The organism is Georgenia sp. H159 (genome assembly GCF_035607575.1).
Taxonomy (GTDB): Bacteria; Actinomycetota; Actinomycetes; order Actinomycetales; family Actinomycetaceae; genus Oceanitalea.
On sequence record NZ_JAYDZY010000006.1, the window covers coordinates 63,970 to 85,760 of the forward strand.

At 73.1% G+C, this 21,791-nt stretch carries 18 protein-coding genes and 1 pseudogene; 11 read left to right on the plus strand and 8 right to left on the minus strand.

Going from position 1 to position 21,791, the window contains the following annotated elements; genetic code table 11:
* Window positions 1–34 precede the first annotated feature (34 nt).
* The gene (locus tag VR894_RS08415; RefSeq protein WP_324650930.1) at window positions 35–2,170 is read right to left on the minus strand and encodes a DNA topoisomerase IV subunit B; all 2,136 of its coding nucleotides are present in this window, start codon (window positions 2,168–2,170) and stop codon (window positions 35–37) included.
* A gap of 218 nt (window positions 2,171–2,388) precedes the next feature.
* On the opposite strand from VR894_RS08415, the gene VR894_RS08420 reads away from it, so the two are divergent.
* Window positions 2,389–2,583 carry a DUF7455 domain-containing protein gene (locus VR894_RS08420; protein WP_324650931.1) on the plus strand — a complete coding sequence of 65 codons (195 nt, stop codon included), beginning with the start codon at window positions 2,389–2,391 and terminating at the stop codon, window positions 2,581–2,583.
* Window positions 2,584–2,677: 94 nt separating this feature from the next.
* On the plus strand, window positions 2,678–3,664 hold the full coding sequence (locus tag VR894_RS08425) for a GNAT family N-acetyltransferase (protein ID WP_324650932.1): 987 nt from the start codon (window positions 2,678–2,680) through the stop codon (window positions 3,662–3,664).
* 7 nt (window positions 3,665–3,671) lie between these two features.
* Here the strand turns inward: VR894_RS08425 and VR894_RS08430 are convergent, their stop codons facing one another.
* Window positions 3,672–4,520, minus strand: coding sequence for a hypothetical protein (locus VR894_RS08430; RefSeq protein ID WP_324650933.1), 849 nt, complete (start codon window positions 4,518–4,520; stop codon window positions 3,672–3,674).
* 88 nt (window positions 4,521–4,608) lie between these two features.
* Between VR894_RS08430 and VR894_RS08435 the strand changes: the two genes are divergently transcribed.
* Window positions 4,609–5,397, plus strand: coding sequence for a MerR family transcriptional regulator (locus tag VR894_RS08435; protein ID WP_324650934.1), 789 nt, complete (start codon window positions 4,609–4,611; stop codon window positions 5,395–5,397).
* A gap of 103 nt (window positions 5,398–5,500) precedes the next feature.
* Here VR894_RS08435 and VR894_RS08440 read toward each other — a convergent pair.
* The 3 genes and pseudogenes from VR894_RS08440 to VR894_RS08450 form a co-directional block, all read right to left on the minus strand.
* Window positions 5,501–6,913 (minus strand): annotated as a pseudogene (locus VR894_RS08440) (RNA polymerase sigma factor); the annotation flags it as partial.
* A gap of 120 nt (window positions 6,914–7,033) precedes the next feature.
* Window positions 7,034–7,447 carry a universal stress protein gene (locus VR894_RS08445; protein WP_324650936.1) on the minus strand — a complete coding sequence of 138 codons (414 nt, stop codon included), beginning with the start codon at window positions 7,445–7,447 and terminating at the stop codon, window positions 7,034–7,036.
* A 56-nt stretch (window positions 7,448–7,503) separates the two neighbouring features.
* On the minus strand, window positions 7,504–8,679 hold the full coding sequence (locus VR894_RS08450) for a DUF4192 domain-containing protein (RefSeq protein ID WP_324650937.1): 1,176 nt from the start codon (window positions 8,677–8,679) through the stop codon (window positions 7,504–7,506).
* Between the two features lie 116 nt (window positions 8,680–8,795).
* Here VR894_RS08450 and VR894_RS08455 point away from each other — a divergent pair, with 116 nt between their 5' ends.
* A complete protein-coding gene (locus VR894_RS08455) occupies window positions 8,796–9,875 on the plus strand; it encodes a polyprenyl synthetase family protein (protein ID WP_324650938.1) in 1,080 nt (359 codons plus the stop codon).
* Between the two features lie 29 nt (window positions 9,876–9,904).
* Here the strand turns inward: VR894_RS08455 and VR894_RS08460 are convergent, their stop codons facing one another.
* Entirely contained in the window at window positions 9,905–10,282 is a 378-nt protein-coding gene (locus VR894_RS08460; protein ID WP_324650939.1) for an Rv2175c family DNA-binding protein, read from the minus strand.
* A 166-nt stretch (window positions 10,283–10,448) separates the two neighbouring features.
* On the opposite strand from VR894_RS08460, the gene VR894_RS08465 reads away from it, so the two are divergent.
* From VR894_RS08465 to VR894_RS08490, 6 genes are all read left to right on the plus strand, one after another.
* Window positions 10,449–11,903 carry a LysM peptidoglycan-binding domain-containing protein gene (locus VR894_RS08465; RefSeq protein WP_324650940.1) on the plus strand — a complete coding sequence of 485 codons (1,455 nt, stop codon included), beginning with the start codon at window positions 10,449–10,451 and terminating at the stop codon, window positions 11,901–11,903.
* A gap of 73 nt (window positions 11,904–11,976) precedes the next feature.
* Complete coding sequence (pknB, locus tag VR894_RS08470; RefSeq protein ID WP_324650941.1) at window positions 11,977–13,902, plus strand: Stk1 family PASTA domain-containing Ser/Thr kinase; 1,926 nt, start codon at window positions 11,977–11,979, stop codon at window positions 13,900–13,902.
* Between the two features lie 87 nt (window positions 13,903–13,989).
* Entirely contained in the window at window positions 13,990–16,257 is a 2,268-nt protein-coding gene (locus VR894_RS08475) for an HAD-IB family hydrolase (protein ID WP_324650942.1), read from the plus strand.
* Window positions 16,254–17,078, plus strand: coding sequence for an SDR family NAD(P)-dependent oxidoreductase (locus VR894_RS08480; RefSeq protein ID WP_324650943.1), 825 nt, complete (start codon window positions 16,254–16,256; stop codon window positions 17,076–17,078). The genes VR894_RS08475 and VR894_RS08480 overlap by 4 nt, the downstream gene beginning before the upstream one ends.
* Entirely contained in the window at window positions 17,075–17,839 is a 765-nt protein-coding gene (locus tag VR894_RS08485; RefSeq protein ID WP_324650944.1) for a lysophospholipid acyltransferase family protein, read from the plus strand. The genes VR894_RS08480 and VR894_RS08485 overlap by 4 nt, the downstream gene beginning before the upstream one ends.
* Window positions 17,836–19,524 carry an FAD-binding oxidoreductase gene (locus VR894_RS08490; RefSeq protein ID WP_324650945.1) on the plus strand — a complete coding sequence of 563 codons (1,689 nt, stop codon included), beginning with the start codon at window positions 17,836–17,838 and terminating at the stop codon, window positions 19,522–19,524. Before VR894_RS08485 ends, VR894_RS08490 begins: the two co-directional genes overlap by 4 nt.
* On the opposite strand, the gene VR894_RS08495 is transcribed toward VR894_RS08490, so the two are convergent.
* The gene (locus VR894_RS08495; RefSeq protein ID WP_324650946.1) at window positions 19,499–20,722 is read right to left on the minus strand and encodes an MFS transporter; all 1,224 of its coding nucleotides are present in this window, start codon (window positions 20,720–20,722) and stop codon (window positions 19,499–19,501) included. The two genes, VR894_RS08490 and VR894_RS08495, sit on opposite strands and share 26 nt — an antisense overlap.
* Window positions 20,723–20,778: 56 nt before the next feature.
* Here VR894_RS08495 and VR894_RS08500 point away from each other — a divergent pair, with 56 nt between their 5' ends.
* The gene (locus VR894_RS08500; RefSeq protein WP_324650947.1) at window positions 20,779–21,159 is read left to right on the plus strand and encodes a MerR family transcriptional regulator; all 381 of its coding nucleotides are present in this window, start codon (window positions 20,779–20,781) and stop codon (window positions 21,157–21,159) included.
* A gap of 11 nt (window positions 21,160–21,170) precedes the next feature.
* Here the strand turns inward: VR894_RS08500 and VR894_RS08505 are convergent, their stop codons facing one another.
* On the minus strand, window positions 21,171–21,773 hold the full coding sequence (locus VR894_RS08505) for a molybdopterin-dependent oxidoreductase (RefSeq protein WP_324650948.1): 603 nt from the start codon (window positions 21,771–21,773) through the stop codon (window positions 21,171–21,173).
* Between the last annotated feature and the right edge of the window lie 18 nt (window positions 21,774–21,791).

The window sequence follows — 21,791 nt, forward strand, 5'->3', positions numbered from 1 at the left end:
CCTAAACGGCTGGGAGGAGGCATCCGGGCGCGGCTCAGGCGTCGATGCGCTCGCGGTCGATCTGGGCGGCGCCCGCGACGATGAAGTCCTTGCGCGGGGCGACGTCGTTGCCCATGAGGAGCTCGAAGACGCGCTCGGCCTCGGCCAGCGCCTCGGCGTCGGCCATGCTCACCCGACGCAGCGTGCGGTGGGCGGGGTCCATGGTCGTCTCGGCGAGCTGGTCCGCGTCCATCTCCCCCAGCCCCTTGTACCGCTGGATCGGCTCCTTGTAGCGCTTGCCCTGCCGCTCGAGCTTGCGCAGCAGGCGCTCGAGCTCCGCGTCGGAGTAGGTGTAGACCTTCTCGCCCTTCTTCCCGCCGGAGCCGGCGATCTCGACCCGGTGCAGCGGCGGCACGGCGGCGAAGACGCGCCCCGCCTCGACGAGCGGGCGCATGTAGCGGAAGAACAGGGTGAGGAGCAGGGTCCGGATGTGGGCGCCGTCGACGTCGGCGTCGGTCATCAGGATGACCTTGCCGTAGCGCGCGGCGTTGAGGTCGAAGGTGCGGCCCGAGCCCGCTCCGATGACCTGGATGATGGAGGCCACCTCGGCGTTGCGCAGGATGTCGGCCGGCGAGGCCTTCTGGACGTTGAGGATCTTCCCGCGGATCGGCAGCAGTGCCTGGAACTCACTCGAGCGGGCGAGCTTGGCGGTTCCCAGCGCGCTGTCACCCTCGACGATGAAGAGCTCGGAGGTCTCGATGTCGTCGGTGCGGCAGTCGGCGAGCTTGGCCGGCAGCCGCGAGCTCTCCAGCGCGTTCTTCCGCCGGGAGATCTCCTTGGTGAGGCGCGCCTGGACACGGGCGCGCATCTCGGCGACGACCTTCTCCAGCACCGAGGCGGCCTCCGCCTTGTCCTGCCGCTTGCTCGACGTGAGGATCGCGGTGAGCTCCGTGTCCACGACACCGGCGACGATGGCGCGCACCGGCGCGGTCCCGAGGATCTCCTTGGTCTGCCCCTCGAACTGCGGCTCGGGCAGCCGGACCGTCACGACGGCGGTGAGCCCGGCGAGGACGTCGTCCTTCTCGATCTTCGGGTCCTTGCCGGTGACCTTGAGCCGCCGGGCGTTGGCCTCGATCTGCTTGCGCACGGTGCGCACGAGCCCCTGCTCGAACCCGGCGAGGTGGCTGCCGCCCTTGGGGGTCGCGATGATGTTGACGAAGGACTGGACCGTCGTGTCGTAGCCCTGACCCCACCGCAGCGCGATGTCGACCTCGCAGGTCCGCTCCACCTCCTTGGGCCGCAGGTGCCCGGAGGAGTCGAGGTGCTGGACCGTCTCGGTGAAGGTGCCGCTGCCGGTGAGGTGCCACACGTCGGAGATGGCGGGGTCGGTGGCGAGGAACTCGGCGAAGTCGACGACGCCGCCGTCGTGGCGGAAGACCTCCTCCACCGGTCCGTCCTCACCGGGGGTTCCCGGCATCCGCCGCTCGTCGCGGACGGTGATGGTCAGCCCGGGCACGAGGAAGGTCGTCTGGCGGGCACGGGTGACGAGCTCGTCGTAGGAGAAGTGGGAGGTGGAGGGGAAGATCTGCGGATCGGCCCAGTACCGCACCCGGGTGCCGGTGCGCCCCCGCGGCGCCTTCCCGACGACGGCGAGCTCGCTGGACTCGACGAAGGGCCTGAACGGGGAGTCGGGCCCGGCGCCGCCGCGGTCGTCGTAGGTCCCGGGCTCGCCGCGGTGGAAGGTCATCCGGTAGGTCTTGCCGCCGCGGTCGACCTCGGCGTCCAGCCGTGCGGACAGGGCGTTGACGACGGAGGCCCCCACGCCGTGGAGCCCGCCGGACGCGGCGTAGGAGCCGTTGCCGAACTTGCCACCGGCGTGGAGCTTGGTGAAGACGACCTCGACGCCGCTCAGCCCGACGGAGTCGACGGTGTCGACCGGGATGCCACGTCCGTTGTCACGCACCTCGACCGAGCCGTCCGGGTGGAGCAGCACGTCGATGGCGTCCCCGTGCCCCTCGAGTGCCTCGTCGACGGCGTTGTCGATGACCTCCCACAGGCAGTGCATGAGCCCGCGCGAGTCGGTCGAGCCGATGTACATGCCGGGGCGCTTGCGCACCGCCTCCAGCCCCTCGAGCACGGAGAGGTGACGGGCGGTGTACTGGGCGGGGGACGCGGTCGACTTGGGAGGCACCCTGTGATCATACGAAGGCCGCGGCCCCGTTCCGCGGAACCCACCCGCGCGCGGTGGCGATCACGCCCGGGTGGCGCGCGGTGGGGAGCAGCGCCGCGGGCACGGACGCGTGGTGGCGCTCACAGCCGGGTGCTCGCCGGTCCGCTGGCAGCGAAAGGCGGCCCCAGCGCGGGAAGTTTCTGTCCGGTTCGTGGTTGTATGCAGGTGTGAACGCAACGATGACCGCCCCCCTGACCGCACAGGACCGCTGCGACCGCTGCAACGCCCAGGCGTACGTCCGCGTGGCGCTGCCCGTGGGCGAGCTGCTCTTCTGCGCCCACCACGCCCGCAAGCACGCCGAGGCCCTCGAGGGTGTCGCGACCGCCATCCAGGACGAGACGCACCGCCTCACCGAGGACGAGACAGCGCGCTGACCCCGACGACGCACGGCGCCGGTGTCCCCACGGGGCACCGGCGCCGTCGTCTATTCGGGTGACCGGGGTGCCGCTGCGCCGTACCCTCCCGCCTATGACCGCAGCCCCCTCCGCCGTCGCCGGCCTGCGCTGGCGTCCGATCACCGCCGGGGACGTCCCCGAGTGGCACCGGCTCGTGCAGGCCATCGAGGCGGTCGACGACCCCGCCGAGCGCTACACCGAGGAGGACCTCCACGACGAGCTCCTCGACGGCTCGTGGAAGGACCCGGCGCGCGACAGCACCCTGGGTGTCGACGACGACGGCGTCCCCCGCGCCTTCGGGCACGTCCAGGTGCTCCCGGGCGACGTGCGCACCATCCGGGCGTTCTGCTGGGGTGGGGTCCACCCCCGGTGGCGCGGCCGCGGGATCGGCCGCGAGCTGCTGTCCTGGCAGGAGCGGCTCGGCCGGGAGAAGATCGCCGCGGCCGGCTCCACCGGCCCCGGACGGGTGCTCGTCCACGTCGACGACGGGCTCGCCGCCACGCAGCGCCTGCTCGACCGCGCGGGGTTCCGCCGGCTGCGGGTGTACCTCGAGCTCACCCGGCCGCTCGACGACGACGTAGCCCCGGCGCCGCTGCGCGAGGGCCTGCGGCTGGTTCCCTACGAGCCGGCGCTGAGCGAGCGGATGCGCCTGGCACACAACGAGGCCTTCGCCGACCACTGGGGCAGCGAGCCCCGGGACCGGGAGAACTGGGAACGCCAGAGCGTGGGAGGCCGCTACTTCCGCCCGGGCTGGAGCTTCGCCGTCCTCGACGGTGAGGACGTCGTCGGGTACAGCCTCACGTCGGCGTACGAGCAGGACTGGGCTGCGCAGGGGTACTCGGCGGGCTGGACGGACCTGCTCGGCGTGCGCCGGCCCTGGCGGCGCGAGGGCGTGGCCTCCGCCCTCCTCGCCGCCACGATGAGGGCCCTGCAGGCCGACGGCATCGAGCGCGCCGACCTCGGCGTGGACGTCGAGAACCCCAACCGGGCGCTGGACCTCTACACGGCGCTCGGCTACCGGGAGTCCCGGCGGTCGTTCGCCTACGGCAAGGACGTGTGACGGCGGCTCAGGAGTGTCCCTCGGTGACGAAGGTGACGTCCTCCACGCGTGGCACGGTGATGTCGGCGAGGGGGTCGGGGTCCCCGCCCTGAGCGTCCCAGTCAGCGGCGACGGGCTCCCACGCCTCGTCGTCGACGTCGACGACCAGCACGGACAGGCGCCCGTCCGCGACGATGAGCCGTGCCGTGCACGGGACGCCCCGCGCGGAGACGAAACGGGCACTCACCGGGAAGGTGAAGGCGTGGGGGACGGCGAGCGGGACGTCGTCGGGCACGACGAGGTCGACGACGTGGGAGTCGGGCTCCTCGCCCCAGCGCGCCTCCCCCGCGACGGCGAGCTGGGCCCGCAGCCGCAGGGAGTCGTGGTCCTCGGTCTGCTCGAGGATCGCGCCGATGAGCGCGCGCACGGGCACCGGCAGCTCGCCGAGGACCGGCTCGTCGAGATGGTCGTGCACCTCGCCGTCGTCCTCGCGTCGCTCGAGGACGGACATCGCGAGCGCCAGCCCCACGCCGGCGAGCGCCATGGCGACCCGCGGCCGCCGTACGCCGCTCCGCACAAGCCGGCGGTGCACCGCGCCGTCCATCGCCTCGCCGAGCTCGGCCAGACCGTACATGAGGCCGGCGGCGCCCACGGTGAACGCGACTCGGCCGGTGACGTCCGACCGCGCGTCCTGCCCCAGTGCCACCCACGTGCCCACCGCGACGGTGCCGGCGGCAGCGCTCCGGAGCGCGAACCGGCCGAGCGGGCTGCGGCGCGCCGGGTCGGGAAGGGTGAGGAGCCCGGTCATCGCGGCGGTCGCCAGGTCGCCCGGCGCCAGGCCGAGGGGGAGGGACGCGGGCTGCTGGGATTCGGTCACCGCACGAGACTAGCGGCCGTCCGCGGCGGCGAGGACGAGCGACAATGGCCTTGACCCTCACGCGGCGTGAGGCGGCACGGTGGACGACATGACCGAGACGGCAGGGGTTCTCACGGTGCTCACGGTGGGCCAGGTGGCACGGCAGTTCGGCGTGACGGTGCGGACGCTGCACCACTACGACGAGATCGGGCTGCTGCGCCCGAGCGAGCGCACGAGCGCGGGCTACCGCCTCTACACCGAGGCGGACGTCACCCGGCTCCAGAACGTCGTCGTCTACCGGCGACTGGGGCTGCCGCTCGACGCGATCGCCGACCTGCTCACCGACGGCACCGCGCTGGTGGACCACCTGCGGCGGCAACGCGCCACGGTCATGTCCCGGCTGGACGAGATGCACCACCTCGTCACGGCCATCGACCGAGCACTGGAGAGAGAGATGAACGGCGTCAACCTCAGCAAGGCGGAGCAGCGCGAGCTCTTCGGGGACGGCTTCAGCGACGAGTACGCCGAGGAGGCGCGCGAGCGCTGGGGCGACACGGCCGCCTGGCAGCAGTCCCGGGCCCGCACCTCGCGGTACACCAAGGCGGACTGGGAGCAGATCAAGGAGGAGTCGGACGCCGTCAACGCGGCGTTCGTCGCGGCGATGGACGCGGGGCTCCCGGCCACCAGCCCGCAGGCCATGGACGCCGCCGAGCGGGCCCGGCTGCAGATCCACGAGCGGTTCTACGACCTCACCCCGGAGTTCCACCGCCACCTCGGCGACATGTACGTCACCGACCCGCGGTTCACCGCCACGTACGAGGACATCCGGCCGGGCCTGGCCCGGTACGTGCGCGACGCCATCCACGCCAACGCCGACCGCCAGGTCGACAAGGCGTAGCAGGCGACCCCTCCCCCAACGGCGCCCCCCTCAAACGCCGAGAGCGGAGTTGTTTCGTGAAACAACTCCGCTCTCGGCGCTGGGGGTGGGGGTGGGGGCGGGGTCAGTCCAGGTAGTCGCGCAGCACCTGCGAACGGCTGGGGTGGCGCAGCTTGGACATGGTCTTGCTCTCTATCTGCCGGATGCGCTCCCGGGTGACCCCGTAGACCTTGCCGATCTCGTCGAGGGTCTTCGGCTGCCCGTCGGTGAGGCCGAAGCGCATCGACACGACACCGGCCTCCCGCTCGGAGAGGGTGTCGAGCACCTGGTGCAGCTGCTCCTGCAGGAGCGTGAAGCTCACCGCGTCCGCCGGGACGACCGCCTCGGAGTCCTCGATGAGGTCACCGAACTCGCTGTCCCCGTCCTCACCCAGCGGCGTGTGCAGCGAGATCGGCTCGCGGCCGTACTTCTGGACCTCGACGACCTTCTCGGGCGTCATGTCCAGCTCCTTGGCCAGCTCCTCCGGGGTGGGCTCGCGGCCCAGGTCCTGGAGCATCTGACGCTGCACCCGCGCGAGCTTGTTGATGACCTCGACCATGTGCACCGGGATGCGGATGGTGCGGGCCTGGTCGGCCATCGCGCGGGTGATCGCCTGACGGATCCACCACGTCGCGTACGTGGAGAACTTGTAGCCCTTGGTGTAGTCGAACTTCTCGACCGCCCGGATGAGGCCGAGGTTGCCCTCCTGGATGAGGTCGAGGAAGAGCATGCCGCGGCCGGTGTAGCGCTTGGCCAGCGACACCACGAGGCGGAGGTTGGCCTCGAGGAGGTGGTTCTTGGCGAGCCGGCCGTCGTTGGCGATCCACTCGAGCTCACGCTTGAGCTTGCCGCTGACCTCGTCCTTGGCCAGCTGCTCCTCGGCGAACAGGCCTGCCTCGATCCGCTTGGCGAGCTCGACCTCCTGCTCGGCGTTGAGGAGGGCGACCTTACCGATCTGCTTGAGGTAGTCCTTGACCGGGTCGGCGGTCGCGCCGGCGGTGACGACCTGCTGGATCGGGGCGTCGTCGTCGTCGTTGTCCGAGACGACGAAGCCGGACTCCTTGCCGGACTCAGGGGTGACCTCGGGAGCGTCGACCTCCTCGGTCTCCTTGGCGTCCGCGACGTCCGGGACGGCCTTGAGCTCGGCCTTGGCGGCCGTCGCACGGCCGCTCGCCGCCTTCTTGGTCGTCTTCGCGGGGGTGCGCTTCGTCGCGGTGCTCGTCGCGGTCTCCTTCTTCGCCGTGGTGGCCGTGGCCGACTCGGTGGCCGGCTTCTTCGCGGGCGAGGTCTTCTTCGCGGCGGTCGATCCCGCCGCCTTGGCCTTGGGCTTCGTGGCGGTCGTGCTGCGGGTGCTCGGCTTCTCCTCGACCGACGCGGTGCTGCTCGGGCCGGTGGTGGCGCTCGCAGCGTGCGTACGGCTGGAGGTGTTTCGGGCGTGCGACGACACAGAGAGCCTTTCGGAGGGGGTGTGGGTTCCGGCTGCTGACCGGTGCGCTGTCTACAATTATAACCGGCCGGCCCACTTTGTGGACCCCGGAGCACACGAAATCAGCGCTGCTGGCCTCAGCCACTCGTCACAACGGCGCGACGGGCGGGTTCATTCCCCCTGGGTGCGGCGTCAGAAGCCGGACTGGTCGCTCGGTGACGCGGCGGGCTTGACGGCGAGGACCGGGCACTGGGCGTCGAGCAGGATCCGCTGTGCGTTGGAGCCGAGGATGAGCTTGCCGACCGGCGAGCGCCGCCGCAGGCCGATGACGATGAGCTCGGCGTCGGTCTCCTCCGCGGCCGCGACGAGGTCCGCGGCGACGTCGTTGCCCCGGCCGAGCTGACGCACGTCGTAGGCGACGTCGGCGTCGTCGAGCCGGTCCCGCAGGGCGTCGAGCTCGGAGTCGACGTCGGCGTGCTGCTCGTGCCGCGAGCGGCGGGAGATGACGACCACGAGACGCGCCTCGCGCCGGCGGGCCTCGGCGACGCCGGTCTCCAGGGCCGCCTCACCCTCGGGGGTGGCGAGATAGCCAACGACGACCGTCATCCAGCGCTCCATCCCCCGGCTCCCGCCGGACGTCCCGTGCTCGGTTGGGGGTGACGCTACCGGATGACCGTTCCTCGGGCTGCGTCCTCGGCGGTGCTGCGGGCCCATCCGGGTGGCAGGTGGGCGGCCAGCGCGCGGTCGACGAGCTCGGCGAGCCGCGTCCCCGGTCGGGCCCGCAGCGCCTGCTGGGCGAGGACGTCGGCGCGTGCGCCGTCGGCGCACCACCAGGCGACCCAGGCGAGGAGCCCGAGCGCGAGGGCACCCGAGCGCTGGGGTGTGCACGCCACCAGTGCGCGCAGCACTGCGCTGGCCGGCTCGACCCGGTCCCTCTCCGGCGGGGGGCCACCGGGCAGCATCGCGAGGTCGAGCGTCTGCGCGGCCGCCGCCGGGTCGGGCAGCCGAGGGAGCTCACGGACGAACGAGCAGAGCACGCCGTCACGAACCGCGTTGTCCTCCAGACCCACTGCCAGTCGCCCGAGCTCGGCCTCGGGCAGGGGGGAGCCCGCCCGGGCGAGCGCGACCAGCCGCACCCACCGGCGCCGCTCGGCCTCCCGCCACTCCGCCATCTCCTGCTGGTCGACGGCGGGCACGGCACCCACCGCGCCGAAGGCCGCCCCGGGACTCGCCGCTCCCCCGCCGCACCGTGCCTGCACCTCCGCGCGGCGGCGACGGGCCTCCCGCGCGGCGCGGGTCGCGGTGCGCCGGCGTCCCGGATCCGTACCCCGCGGCACGGTCAGCGAGGCGCGGTCGGCAGCGACGCTGAAGCCGTGGAGCACCATGGTCGCCGCGAGCGGACCCTGCTCCAGCTCGGCGACCGCGCCCGTGGCGTGGGCACACTCCTCGTCCAGGCCCCAGCAGCCGTAGGTGCGCGTACCGACCACCCACGGCCCGGGCGGGTCGCACCACCCCGTCAGGGCCCGGAGGTTGTCCAGGGCGCAACGGACGACGGGGTCACGGTGCAGCTGCCCGCGGGGCAGGTCGCTGTAGAGGACGACGAACACGTCGGCGGACCCGTCGTCGGCCATGAGCGCGGCCATCTCGCGGACGATGCCGGGACCCAGCCGCGGGTGGCCGAGGTCGGCGAGGTCCACCCGCGACACCATCCCCAGCCGGCGGCCTGGGCCCAGGCCGAGGAGCACCACGGAGTCACGCGGCCGGAAGCCGAGCTGGTAGGGCAGGTAGGCCACGAGATCCTCGGCCCGACTGATCGTGATCCTCGCTGGGGTCTCCATGCCGTCATGCCACACCCGCGCCGGCGCCGTCCGCGTGGGGCACCGCCCCGGAGGTGGACGGCCCGCACGGTGACGACGACTGGGGAGCAGTCCCCCGTCGCCGTAGGGTGGCGGCCATGGCAGCACCCGTACCCGGCCTGGCCGCCCAGGTGAGCGAACGCGTGTCGACCGCACTGCGGGAGCACACGGCGTCCTTCCACTCCCTGGAGGGGGTGGACGAGCTGCTGGCCGCCGGGCACGCGCTGCTGGGGGGCGGCAAACGACTGCGCGCGGCGTTCTGTGCCGCCGGCTGGACGGCGTTCACCGCCGAGCCGGTGGCAGCGGGGTCGCCACCCGTGCTCGCGGGAAGCGCGCTCGAGCTCTTCCAGGGGGCCGCGCTCGCCCACGACGACCTCATGGACGGCTCGCTCACCCGGCGCGGGATCCCAGCGGTCCACCGCCGCATGGCCACGGAGCACGCCGAGCGCGGCTGGCTCGGGGACCCCGAGCACCACGGCTCGGCGGGCGCGATCCTCCTCGGTGACCTCCTCCTGTCGATCTCCTCCGTCGAGCTCGACCTCGCGCGCAGTCACGTCGACGCCGACGCGTCGCGTCGCGCCCGTGCCACCTGGGACCTCATGACCACCGAGGTGGCCGTCGGCCAGTACCTCGACGTCCGGTCCCAGGTGCTCCCCTGGGACACCGACGACGACGTCGAGCGCTCCCTGACGGTCGTGCGCCACAAGTCCGCGCGCTACAGCGTGGAGCACCCGCTGGTGCTCGGGGCGGCGCTGGCCGGGGCGGACGAGGACGCGCTCGCCGGTCTGCGCCGGGCCGGGCTCCCGCTCGGCGTGGCGTTCCAGCTGCGGGACGACGTCCTGGGTGTCTTCGGCGAGCCGGAGGTCACCGGCAAGCCCGCCGGTGACGACCTGCGCGAGGGCAAGCGCACCGTGCTGCTGGCGCTGGCCAGGCGCGCAGCCGACGCCACCCAGCGGGCGCGCCTGGAGCGGGACGTCGGCCGCGCCGACCTGTCCGCCGACGACGTCGCGGCCGTCCGGGAGATCCTCGAGAGCACGGGGGCCGTCGCCGCGCACCAGGCCCTCATCGAGGCACACCTCGACGAGGGCCTGGCGGTCCTGGCCGAGCTCGGGCTACCGGCGCGGAGCCGGGAGCTGCTCACCGAGCTGGCCCGGATGCTCACCGCCCGCAGCGCCTGACGCCCGCCGGGCGCTCAGCTGCCGGGCCCTCAGATGGCGACCGTCTGCACGAGCCGACGGACCTCGTGGATGCGACGCGCGCGCAGCGCACCGATCGGCGTGGTCCCCAGCTGGGGGTCCTCCGTGAGCAGCCACCGCACGGCCTCCTCGGTCGTGAAACCGCTGTCGGTGAGCTGGATGAGCGTGCCCCGGAGCGAGGGCACGGGACCCGGCTTGGCGGCGCCGTCGTCGGCCGTGAGGAGGAAGTCCCCAGGGATGAGGAAGGGCCCGTCCTCCTGACCGCGCCGGGTGCCGGCGAGCGCGTTGTCGCGCAGCAGCGTCCGCACGTCCCGCAGCCGGACGTCGAGCAGCTCGGCCACCTCCGGGAGCGAGTACCAGCGGGTGCCTGAAGGGTCGTTGACGGTCATCCCAGCAGCGTACTGAGACAGCCGCCGGTCCGCCGTCGCCGGTCCGCCTTTACGTCTCAGCGCGATAACGCTACTGTCACAGCGATCACACTCGTCCCACCATTAACACCAGTCACTGTGGTCGCGCGCGGCAACACGCCGACACGACCCGTCGCGGAGGACATCGATGAAGGCTCGCACCCGGGCAACCCGTACCACTGGCCGCACCGGCGTGGGACTGGCACTCGCTGCCACCACCGTCGCCGCGATGACCGTCCCGGCGGGCGCCGCGACGATGGCACCCGTCACGACGGCCACCGCAGGCGCGACGGCACTCGCCCTGCCCGCGCCGCACCGCGCGCTGCCGGCGTCGAGCTACCAGGTCCGCGCGGGCGACACGGTCAGTGCCATCGCCGCGCGGGCCGGCACGAGCGTCTCGGCGATCGTCGCCGCCAACAACCTCGGCCCCGCGGCCCTCATCAAGGCCGGGCAGGTGCTGCGCCTGCCGTCCTCCGGCGGCGCACCCGCACCCGCACGCCCGGCCGCCGCGACGACGCACACCGTCGCGGCGGGAGACACCGTCTCCGCGCTCGCCAAGCGGTACGGCACGACCGTCGCGCAGATCGTCTCGGCGAACCGGCTCGGCTCCCGCGCCCTCATCATCGTCGGACAGCGGCTGACGATCCCCGGCACGGCACCGGCGAGCGGTGCCGGCCCCTCCGGCGGCGCCCCGAGCAGCGGCGGCTCCTCGAGCGGCCCGACGGCGGCACGGGCGCACGTCGTGCGCTCCGGCGACACCGTCTCCGGGCTCGCCACGCAGTACGGCACCACCGTCGCCCAGATCGTGTCCGCGAACGGACTGCGCAACGCCGGGCTCATCCACATCGGACAGCGCCTCACCATCCCGGGCACCTCGGGCGGAGCGCCGGCGAGCCGCCCCGCCACCCCCGCGACGACCCCGGTGAGCAACCCGGCCGCCGGCGCCCGGACCCACGTGGTGCGCTCCGGTGAGACCCTCTCCGTCCTCGCCACGACCTACGGCACGAGCGTCTCCGCGATCGTCAAGCGCAACAACCTGCGCAGCGCGAGCCTCATCTACGTCGGTCAGCAGCTGGCCATCCCGGGCAGCACGGGCGGCGCGAGCAGCCCCGCGGGCCAGCTCGTCGGTGACACCTTCCTCGGCCGGACCTACGCACGCGACGTCGTCTCCGCGGCGAACACCAACAAGGCCACGCTCGTGTCGATGGAGGTCCCCTCGCGGGACCGGATGAGGGCCATGGTGCGCGACACCGCCGTCCGCATGGGCGTGGACCCGGCGCTCGCGCTGGCCATCGCGCAGCAGGAGTCCGGTTTCGACGCGCGCGCCGTCTCCCCCGCCAACGCCGTCGGCGCGATGCAGGTCATCCCCAGCTCCGGGGACTGGGCCTCCGAGCTCGTCGGGCGCCGGCTCAACCTGCTGGACCCGCAGGACAACGTGACCGCCGGTGTGGCCATCCTGCGCCAGCTCGTGCGCACGGCCGACAACCTCGACCAGGCCGTCGCCGGGTACTACCAGGGCCTGGCCGGTGTGCGGCGCAACGGCATGTACGCCGACACGCGCAACTACGTCGCAGGCATCAAGAACCTCATGCGGCAGTTCTGACCGTCGCCGCCGCGGGGCGCCTCACCGGCCCGCCTGCCGGGCCGGGGCGCCCCGCGGTTCTAGACTCGGCCCCGTGCAGCGCACCGTGAGCGACCCTCTCCTCGGCCGTCTCGTCGACGGCCGGTACGAGGTCCGCTCGCGCGTCGCGCGCGGCGGGATGGCGACGGTCTACCGGGCGGTGGACCGTCGACTGGACCGGACGGTCGCGCTCAAGGTGATGCACCCGCACCTCGCGGAGAGCTCGGACTTCGTCGCCCGCTTCCGCCGGGAGGCGCGGTCGGCCGCGCGTCTCAACCACCCCGGGATCGTCGCGATCTACGACCAGGGCACCGCCGAGGACGCCAGCTACCTCACGATGGAGCTCATCGAGGGGCACAACCTGCGTGCCGAGCTGCGGCGCGCCGGCGCACTCCCCCTCGGGAGGGCCCTGGAGGTCGTCGACGGGGTCCTCGCGGCCCTCGCGTGCGCGCACCGGGCCGGTGTCGTGCACCGCGACGTCAAGCCCGAGAACGTGCTCATCGAGCCCGAGGGCCGGCCCAAGGTCACCGACTTCGGGCTCGCCCGCGCCGTCACCGAGGCCACCGCCGCGTCGACCGGGACGGTGCTCGGGACCGTGGCATACCTGGCCCCCGAGATCGTCACCTCCGGTGTGGCGGACGCGCGGGCCGACGTCTACGCCGTCGGGATCGTGCTCTTCGAGCTCCTCGTCGGCAGCCCGCCCTTCGTCGCCGACCAGCCGATCCGCGTCGCCTTCCAGCACGTGAACGACGGCGTCCCGGTGCCGTCCTCGCGGCTGGAGTGGCTGCCCGCCGAGGTCGACGAGCTCGTCGCGGCCCTCACCGCCCGCGACCCGGAGGACCGGCCGACCGACGCCGACGCCGCGCTCGCGCTCCTGCGCCGCACCCGGGCAGCGCTCGACGACGCCACCCTCGCCCGCCGTGCCGACGTCGAGCCCTGCGAGCCGTCCGAGACGGACGCCGGGAGCGACTCTGCCGCCACCGACGTCACGCCGGTCAGCGGGGGCACCGTCGCGCTGCCGATCGGCGCCATCGCGCCGGGGCCCGCCGGGCCCGACGCCGTGCCGGGCGGGCGTGGCCGGCGGCGCCGTCGCCGACGCGTCTTCGCCCTCACCATGCTCCTGCTGCTGCTCGCCGTCGCGGGCGGAGGGTCCTGGTGGTGGTTCAGCCATGGCCCCGGCGCCTACGTGGCGGTACCGGAGGTCGTCGGCCTGTCGGAGGACGAGGCCGTCGGCGTGCTCACCGACGCCGGGATCGACCTCCGCGTCGAGCGGGAGCACCACGACACGGCCCCCGAGCAGGAGGTCGTCGCCGCCGACCCGGAGCCCGGCGACCAGGTACGCAAGGACGGCACGGTCGTCCTGCACGTGTCGCGCGGCATCCTCATGGTGACGGTCCCACCCGTCGTCGGGCTCAGCCAGGACGAGGCCACCGAGGCGCTGGAGGAGGCCCAGCTGGGGGTCGGGGAGGTCCAGACGCCGTGGGACGACGAGGTCCCGCAGGGACAGGTGATCTCCGCCAGCCCCGCCCCGGAGGAGGTCATCCCGTACAACCAGCCCGTCGACCTCGTCGTGTCCGCCGGCCGGGAGCCCGTCGAGCTGGTCTCAGTGGTCGGTGCGGACGCCGAGACCGCGGCCGCCGACCTCGACGCCGCCGGGCTGGGGACCGTCGTCGAGGAGAGCTACCACGCCAGCGTGCCCGCCGGCCGGGTGATCAGCCAGGCGCCGTCGCCCGGCGACGGGGTGCAGCTCTACCGCGGCGACGAGGTGACCGTGACGGTCTCGCTCGGGCCGCAGCCCGTCGAGCTGCCCAACCTCGTGGGTCGACAGGTCGACGCCGCGTCCCAGGAGCTGCGCGCCGCCGGCTTCGAGGTCGAGGTCGAGCGGGTGCTCGGCGGCATCTTCGGCACCGTGCGCAGCATGTCCCCGGGTGCCGGGGAGATGGCGGTCCCGGGCACCACCGTCACGCTCACCGTCGTCTGAGCCGACGTCCCGGGAACGGCGCCACACGGCTCGCCAGCCGCCCCGCGGTGTTCAGGTCGGAGCCCGGTCGGCGCTAGAGTTCGGCAAATGCACTCACCGCTGGAGCACGCGCACGTCCTCGTCACGGGCGCCACCGGGTTCGTCGGTCAGGCCGTGGTCGAGAAGCTCCTCGCTGCCTACCCGACGACGCGACTGAGCATCCTCGTGCGCCCCCGAGGGGACCTCACCGCGCAGCGCCGCGCCGAGAAGATGCTGCGCAAGCCGGTCTTCCGCAGCTGGCGCGAGTCCGTGGGCGAGGAGAACGCCCTGACGGCCTTCGCCGAGCGCGTCACCGTCGTCTCCGGGGACCTGGAGGACGTGCCCGAGCTGCCCGAGGACCTCGACGTCGTCATCCACTCCGCCTCCAGCGTCTCCTTCGACCTGCCCGTCGACGAGGCCTTCAGCGTCAACGTCGCCGGGCCGCAGCGTCTCTACGAGCGTCTCCTCGCCACCGGCTCCGACCCCCACGTCGTCCACGTCTCGACGAGCTACGTCGCGGGGCTGCGCAAGGGCGTGGCCGAGGAGCGGAGCCTGGACCACGAGGTCGACTACGCCGCGGAGCTGCGGTCCGCGCTGGCGGCACGGGAGTCGGCGGAGGAGGCCTCGCGCCGCCCCGACGTGCTCGAGCCGCTGCTGCGCCAGGCCGAGGCCGAGCACCGGCGCGCGGGCCCGCGCGCCGTCGCCGCCGCGGCCGAGGCCGCCCGCACGGCATGGGTGCGTGACACCCTCGTCTCCCACGCCCGCACCCGGGCGATGTCGCTCGGGTGGACCGACGTGTACACCTTCACCAAGGCGATGGGCGAGCGGGTCGCCGAGGACCTGTGGCAGGGCGCCGGGCACCGGCTCTCGGTCGTGCGCCCGACCATCATCGAGTCCTCGCTGCGCCACCCCTACCCCGGCTGGATCGACGGCTTCAAGGTCGCCGACCCGCTCATCGCCGCCTACGGCCGCGGCCTGCTCCCGGAGTTCCCCGCGCTGGCGGACACCGTCCTCGACGTCATCCCGGTGGACTTCGTCGTCAACGCGATCCTGGCCGCCGCGGCCACCGACCCGGAGGCGGGTGAGGCCAACTACTTCCAGGTGTCCTCCGGCATCACCAACCCGCTGCGCTTCGGCAAGCTCTACGAGTACGTCAAGGAGTACTTCTCGGCCAACCCGCTGCGTGACTCGAGCGGCTCGCACGTCACGGTGCCGTCGTGGTCCTTCCCGCACCGCGGAGCCGTCGAGCGTGCGCTGCGCCGCCGGGAGCGGGCGGTCGGGCTCGCCGACCGCGCCGTGGGCCGGCTTCCCGCCCGGCCCCGGACCCGGGAGTGGATCTCCACGCTGTACAAGGCGCGGCGCGACCTCGACACCCTGCGCAAGTTCACCTCGCTCTACCAGCCGTACACGCAGATCGAGGTCATCTTCGACGACGCCCGCACCCGCGCCCTGCACGCGTCGCTGCCCGCCGAGCGGCAGCTCGAGCACGGTTTCGACGTCACCGAGATCGACTGGCGCCAGTACCTCCAGGAGGTCCACATCCCCGGGGTCCCGGGCCTCATGCGGGGAGAGCGTCCCAAGGCCGGCACGGGTCGCCCGGCCGAGCTGCCCCACCGCGCCGACGTCGTCGCCGTCTTCGACCTCCAGCGCACCGTCATCGCCGCGACACTCGTCGAGCAGTACCTGTGGGTGGAGCTCGCCACGCAGCCGCCCGCGGGCTGGCCCAAGGCGCTGGGCAACCTCGTCGCCCTCGGCCCCCGCTACCTCCAGGCCGAGATGCGCGACCGCGGTGACTTCATCCGCACCTTCATGCGCCGCTACGCCGGGACCCACGAGGGCGACCTACGGGCCGCCATCGCCGAACGGGTCCAGGAGTCGCTGCGCCGCGACGTCCTCACCGAAGCGGCCGCGCAGATCCGCGCGCACCGCCGCGCCGGGCACCGCACCGTGCTCGTCACCGGGGAGATCGACGTGTTCGTCGAGCCGGTCGCGCCGCTGTTCGACGTCGTCGTCGCCGGGCAGATGGAGAAGGACGACGACGGCCGCTGGACCGGGCACCTGCTCGCCTCACCCCTCGTCGGGGAGTCGCGCGCCACGTGGCTCACCCGCTACGCCCGTGACGAGGGGCTCGACCTCACCGGGTCCTACGCGTACGGCGACAGCTACGCCGACCGCCCCTGGCTCGAGGTGGTCGGCAACCCGAACGTCGTCAACCCGGACGCCCAGCTCTACCGCTACGCGCGGACACAGCGCTGGCCGGTGCACTCGTGGACGACACCCGTCGAGGGCCGGTTCGCACCGGTCCTGCGCAGCCTGAAGGAGGCGGTGCAGCCGTGAGCGAGACCCCTCGGCGTCCCCTGACGGCACCCGGCGCGCCGTCGTCCGTGCTGCGTGGACGGGCCCTGGTCACCGGCGGCACGTCCGGTCTCGGCCTGGAGTTCGCGCGCGCCCTCGCGGCGCGCGGACTGTCCCTCGTCCTCGTCGCACGCAACCCCGAGCGGCTGGAGAAGACGGCCGACCAGCTGCGGTGGCGCTACGGTGTCGAGGTGGAGACGCTCGTGGCCGACCTCGCCACGCGCGACGACGTGGACGCCGTCGCCGCGCGGCTGAGCGACGACGCCTCGCCCGTCGACGTCCTCGTCAACAACGCCGGGCACGGTGTCCACGTGCCCCTCCTCGCCGAGGACCTCACCGAGCACCACCGCTCGCTGGACGTCATGGTCCGCGCGGTCCTCGTCCTCGGCAACGCGGCCGGCCGGTCCATGGTCACGCGGGGGCACGGTGCCATCATCAACGTCGCGTCGGTGGCCGGACGCGTCCCGATGGGTGCGTACTCGGCGATCAAGTCCTGGGTCGACACCTACTCCGAGTCGCTGTCCATCGAGCTGGCGGGGACCGGCGTGCAGGCCACCTCCCTGCTCCCCGGGTGGGTCCGCACCGAGTTCCACGAGCGCGCGCAGATCCGCACCACCGCCATCCCGGACTTCCTGTGGCTCGAGGCCGACAGCGTCGTCGCCGCCGCCCTCGACGACGTCGAGCGCGGCAAGGTGCGCTCGGTGCCCTCCAAGCGTTTCGGCGTGCTGGCATTCCTCGCCGCGCACGCCCCGCGGCCGGTCGTGCGCCGCGCGACCGCGATGATCAGGGGAGGACGCTCGTGACCGGGGGGAAGCAGGCACGCGACCGCGACGGCGCGACTCCGCAGGTGGGGCGCTACCACGCACGCTGGCACCGGATGATGCGCTTCGTCGCGCAGCGCCTCATGCTGCGCCCGGTCGTCTCGGCGGTGACGACGACGACCGTCGAGGGCGCCGACAACGTCGAGGGCCTGAACGGCCCGTTCGTCCTCGTCGCCAACCACTGCAGCCACCTGGACACCGGGGTCCTCATCTCCCAGCTGCCCTACCGGCTGACGAAGAAGCTCGCGGTCGGCGCCGCCGCAGATTACTTCTACTCGCGCTGGTGGATGAAGGCGGCGACCTCGCTCTTCTTCAACACCTACCCGGTCCACCGGGCAGGCAGCGGCGGCCGCGGCAAGGGGATGTCCCAGCGACTGCTCGGCAGCGGGCTCCCGGTCATGCTCTTCCCCGAGGGCACCCGCTCACGCGACGGCGTCATGCGTGGCTTCAAGCCCGGCGCGGCTGTGCTGTGCATGACCGTGGGCGTCCCGTGCGTCCCCGTGGCACTCGTCGGCACGCACGACGCGATGCCCGTCGGGCGCTTCTGGCCCGCCCCCGGACGCCCGCCCGTCCGCGTCCTCATCGGCCGCCCCATGCGGCCGGCGGCCGGCGAGAGCGCCCGCGAGTTCAGTGACCGGGTCGCCGGGCACATCCGCACCATGATGACCATGCAGACGCCGTACGTCGTCGGCGACACAAGGAGAGGCGGCCACGGTGGCCGCTCCCAGGAGGAGGCTTCGTGACGGGAGTGACACACCAGAAGTGGTGGGGCTGGGGAGTCGAGGGCATCGCCTTCAACTACAGCGACAAGCCCAACATGGCGCCGTTCGTCCTGGACAAGATCGGGATCGACCTCTCGGTACCGGGCACTCCCCCACCATCCTTCGAGGACCTCTCCGTCCCCGCCTCCCAGCTGCCGGCCGAGCTCGGCTCGGTGCTGCGCAGCGCCCTGGGTGAGGAGCACGTCGTCATCGAGGACCTCGACCGCGTGGTCCACACCTACGGCAAGGGGCTGGTCGACCTCGTCCGGATCCGCGCCGGGTACCTGCCCCGCGTCCCCGACGTCGTCGTCTACCCGGGCAGCGAGGACGAGGTGCGCGCCGTCGTCGACGCCGTCGTCGCGGCCGACGGCGTCCTCATCCCGTTCGGGGGCGGCTCGAACATCTCCGGGTCGCTGACCCCGCCCCCGAAGGAGTCCCGCACCGTCGTCTCGCTGGATCTCGGGCGCCTCAACCGTGTGCTGGAGATCGACGAGGACGCCGGGCTGGCCCGGGTCCAGACCGGTGCGCTCGGCCCGGACCTCGAGGACCAGCTGACTGCACGCGGCTGGACCATGGGGCACCAGCCCGACAGCTTCAAGCACTCGACGCTCGGCGGCTGGATCGCCACCCGCTCCTCGGGCATGCAGTCCGACAAGTACGGGGACATCGCCGACATCACCCGCGGCATGCGCGTCGTCCTGCCCGGCCGGGTCGTCGAGCTGCGGCCACTGCCGAGCACCTCCTCCGGCCCGAGCGTCCGGGAGATGATCCTCGGCTCCGAGGGTCGTCTCGGCGTCATCACCGAGGCCTGGGTGCACGTCCACCGCCTCCCGGAGAACCGCGAGATCGTCGCCTACCTCTTCCCGAACTGGGGCAGCGCCATCCAGGCGATGCACGCGATCTCCGTCTCCGACGCCCGCCCATCGGTCACCCGGGTGTCCGACGGCAACGAGACGGCGTTCTCCTTCTCCACCCAGAAGGCGTCCACCGGCAGGAAGAAGCTCGTCCAGGACGGGCTCTTCGGGTTCCTGGACAAGCGCGGCTGGGACCTGGACAAGGTCTGCCTCAGCTACGTCGGCTACGAGGGCGGCAGCGCCCGCGTCAAGGCGGACAAGGCGACGGTCGGCAGGATCGTGCGCGAGCACGGCGGCATCAAGCTCGGCAAGGGCCCCGGTGCGCTGTACGACCAGAAGAAGTTCGACACCCCCTACATCCGCGACTTCCTTCTGGACATCGGCGCCCTCGCCGACGTCTCGGAGACGGCCATGCCGTGGTCGCGCCTCATGGAGGTCTACCACCGCACGATCCGGGCGGCCCGCGAGGCCTTCGACGCGCTGGGCGTGCGGGGCTACGTCATGTGCCACCTGTCCCACAGCTACCACTCCGGTGCCTGCCTGTACTTCACCTTCGCCCTCGTCTCCCGCAGCGCCGACATGGACGAGCAGCTGCGCCAGTACTGGGTGGTGAAGAAGGCGATCCAGCAGTCCTTCATCGACAACGGAGGGACCATCTCCCACCACCACGGCGTCGGGACCGACCACGCCCACTGGCTCGAGGAGGACATCTCCCCCGCCGGGGTGGACCTGCAGGTGGCGCTGCTCCAGGGCGTGGACCCGGGTCGTAACCTCAACCCGGGCACGATCATCCCCGCGCACCGGGAGTGGTGAGCACCGAGCGCTGAGCGCCGGCGACGACGAGGAAGCCCGCGACGGCGAGGACCGCGGGGAGCAGTGAGAGCAGTGGCAGGGCGGCCGGCGACCACCGGTCGACGGCGCCGCTGCCCGCTGCCGCCCCGACGGCGATGCCGAGGTTCATCGCCACCGGCATGAGCGCCCCCGCCGTCGCGCGGTGCCGGGTCCCCGCCAGGCGCATGACCTGCGCCTGGACCGCGGGACCGACCGCTCCGACGACGGTCCCCCACGCCACGACGACGGTGACGTCCAGGGCCGCGTTCCGGCCCAGTCCGACGAGGCTCACCAGGCTGGCGGCCATGCCCACGGAGATGGCGACCGGGACGGCCGCCGGGTAGCGGTCGCTGCTCGCGCCGACGAGCACGACCCCGCCCGCACCGACCACGCCGAAGACGAGCAGCAGCACCGGGGTGGGCACCCGGCTCGGCGCGAAGAGCTCCGCGACGAAGGTGAAGCTCATGAAGTGGGCGATGAACACGACGCCACCGAGGCTCGCGGTGGCGAGGACGGGCCACAGCGGCCGGCTCGGAGCCCGGGCCGCGGAGCCCGCCGCGTCGTCGTGGGTGAGGACCGGGTACCGCGGGAGGACGACGACGACGGCCACCGCGGTGGCCAGGGCGAGACCGGCGACCAGGAGGAACGGCACCCGCCAGCCGACGGCGGCGGCGATCGCGTTCCCGGCCGGGATGGCGGCGACGGTGCCGAAGGTGCCCCCGAACAGGACGACGGACGTCGCCCGGGCGATGGCCCGCTCCGGGACGATCGAGGCGGCGTGGGCGTTGACCGTGGACCACAGGACGCCCGTGGCCGCGGCCGCCACGAGGCGCGACCCCAGCGCGGCACCGTAGGAGTCCGCCGCGGCAGTGACCACGGTGGCGATCGCGACGACCGTGAGTGCGCCGGCGACGACGGTCGCGCGGTCGTGCCGGGCCGTCAGGCGGGTGAGCGGGAAGCTCGCGACGACGACGGTGGCCGCCCAGGCGGACACGAGCAGCCCCGCACGCGCCAGGGAGACCCCGAGGTCGGCGGCGAGGGCCGGGAGCACCGCGGTCGGCATCATCTCCCCGCTGACGACGACGAACACGGTGAGCGACATGGTGACCAGCGCCGGCCACGGCAGCCGGGTGCTCCCGTGCGCGGGACGGGCGGTGCGGGTGACTGTTGTCTCGTCCATGGACGGAGCGTAAAGTCTGACATTAATGTCAATGTCAAGCCCTGGAGTGCCGTACCGTGAAGATCGGTGACCTCGCCCGCCGCACCGGTGTCGCGCCCCGGCTGCTGCGCTACTACGAGCAGCAGGGCCTGATCTCCGCGGCCCGCGCGGACAACGGCTACCGCGAGTACGCCGAGCAGGACGTCGAGCGGGTGGAGCGGGTGGCGGGCCTGGTGCGCTCCGGGGTTCCGACCCGGCTGGTCCGGGCGATCCTCGAGCTGGAGAGCGCCCGGTGCGACGCGCTCGTCGAGACGTGCACCCGGGGCGTCGCCGAGCAGCTCGCCGCCGAGCTGGACGAGATCGAGGGACGCATCGCGTGCCTCACCAGGAGCCGCGACACCATCCGCGACTTCCTCGCCCGCACCGAGCACCGCTCGGTCCTCGACGCCGCCCGCTGAGGGCGCCGCCCTCACTCCTGGTAGGCGTACCGCTCCTCGCGCCACGCGTCCCCGCGGACGTGGTAGCCGCGCTCCTCCCAGAAACCGCGCTCGGGGCCCGCCGTGTAGTTCCACCCGCGCACCCACTTGGGGCCCTTCCACGAGTAGAGGTGCGGGATGATGAGCCGCAGCGGCGCACCGCGCTCCTGGGTCAGCGGCTCACCGTCGTGGTGGGTGGCGAGCACGGCGCGCGCGGACATGAGGTCCTCGACGCGGATGCAGGCGCTGTAGCCGTACTCGGCGAAGACGAGGACGTCCTCCACGCCGTCGGCGGGAGGGACGGCCTCGACCAGCGCCCGCGCGGCGACACCGGACCACGGCTCGTCCAGGGTGCTCCAGCGCGAGGAGCAGTGGAGGTCGGCGAGCACGTCGACCCGCGGCATCCCGAGGACCTCCTCGAGCGTGAAGCGCCGCTCGACGCCGGCACGGGTGAGACCGCCGACGGTGAAGTCCCACCGGTCCGGCCGCGGCCGCGGGACCGGCCCGTAGTGCATGATCGGCGCCTGCGCCACGAGATGCTGCCCCGGAGGCAGGCTGCGCTCCGGCGGTACCTCGATCGCCCCCGCGGTACTCATCACGCCCCCCGTGCCGTG

What these genes read in the sequence shown, in the direction of transcription:
- VR894_RS08420 (WP_324650931.1), top strand. Translation starts at nt 2,389, where the DNA reads ATGACCGCCCCCCTGACCGCACAGGACCGCTGCGACCGCTGCAACGCC.
- VR894_RS08425 (WP_324650932.1), top strand. Translation starts at nt 2,678, where the DNA reads ATGACCGCAGCCCCCTCCGCCGTCGCCGGCCTGCGCTGGCGTCCGATC.
- VR894_RS08435 (WP_324650934.1), top strand. Translation starts at nt 4,609, where the DNA reads ATGACCGAGACGGCAGGGGTTCTCACGGTGCTCACGGTGGGCCAGGTG.
- VR894_RS08445 (WP_324650936.1), bottom strand. Translation starts at nt 7,447, where the DNA reads ATGACGGTCGTCGTTGGCTATCTCGCCACCCCCGAGGGTGAGGCGGCC.
- VR894_RS08450 (WP_324650937.1), bottom strand. Translation starts at nt 8,679, where the DNA reads ATGGAGACCCCAGCGAGGATCACGATCAGTCGGGCCGAGGATCTCGTG.
- VR894_RS08455 (WP_324650938.1), top strand. Translation starts at nt 8,796, where the DNA reads ATGGCAGCACCCGTACCCGGCCTGGCCGCCCAGGTGAGCGAACGCGTG.
- VR894_RS08460 (WP_324650939.1), bottom strand. Translation starts at nt 10,282, where the DNA reads ATGACCGTCAACGACCCTTCAGGCACCCGCTGGTACTCGCTCCCGGAG.
- VR894_RS08465 (WP_324650940.1), top strand. Translation starts at nt 10,449, where the DNA reads ATGAAGGCTCGCACCCGGGCAACCCGTACCACTGGCCGCACCGGCGTG.
- VR894_RS08475 (WP_324650942.1), top strand. Translation starts at nt 13,990, where the DNA reads ATGCACTCACCGCTGGAGCACGCGCACGTCCTCGTCACGGGCGCCACC.
- VR894_RS08495 (WP_324650946.1), bottom strand. Translation starts at nt 20,722, where the DNA reads ATGGACGAGACAACAGTCACCCGCACCGCCCGTCCCGCGCACGGGAGC.
- VR894_RS08505 (WP_324650948.1), bottom strand. Translation starts at nt 21,773, where the DNA reads ATGAGTACCGCGGGGGCGATCGAGGTACCGCCGGAGCGCAGCCTGCCT.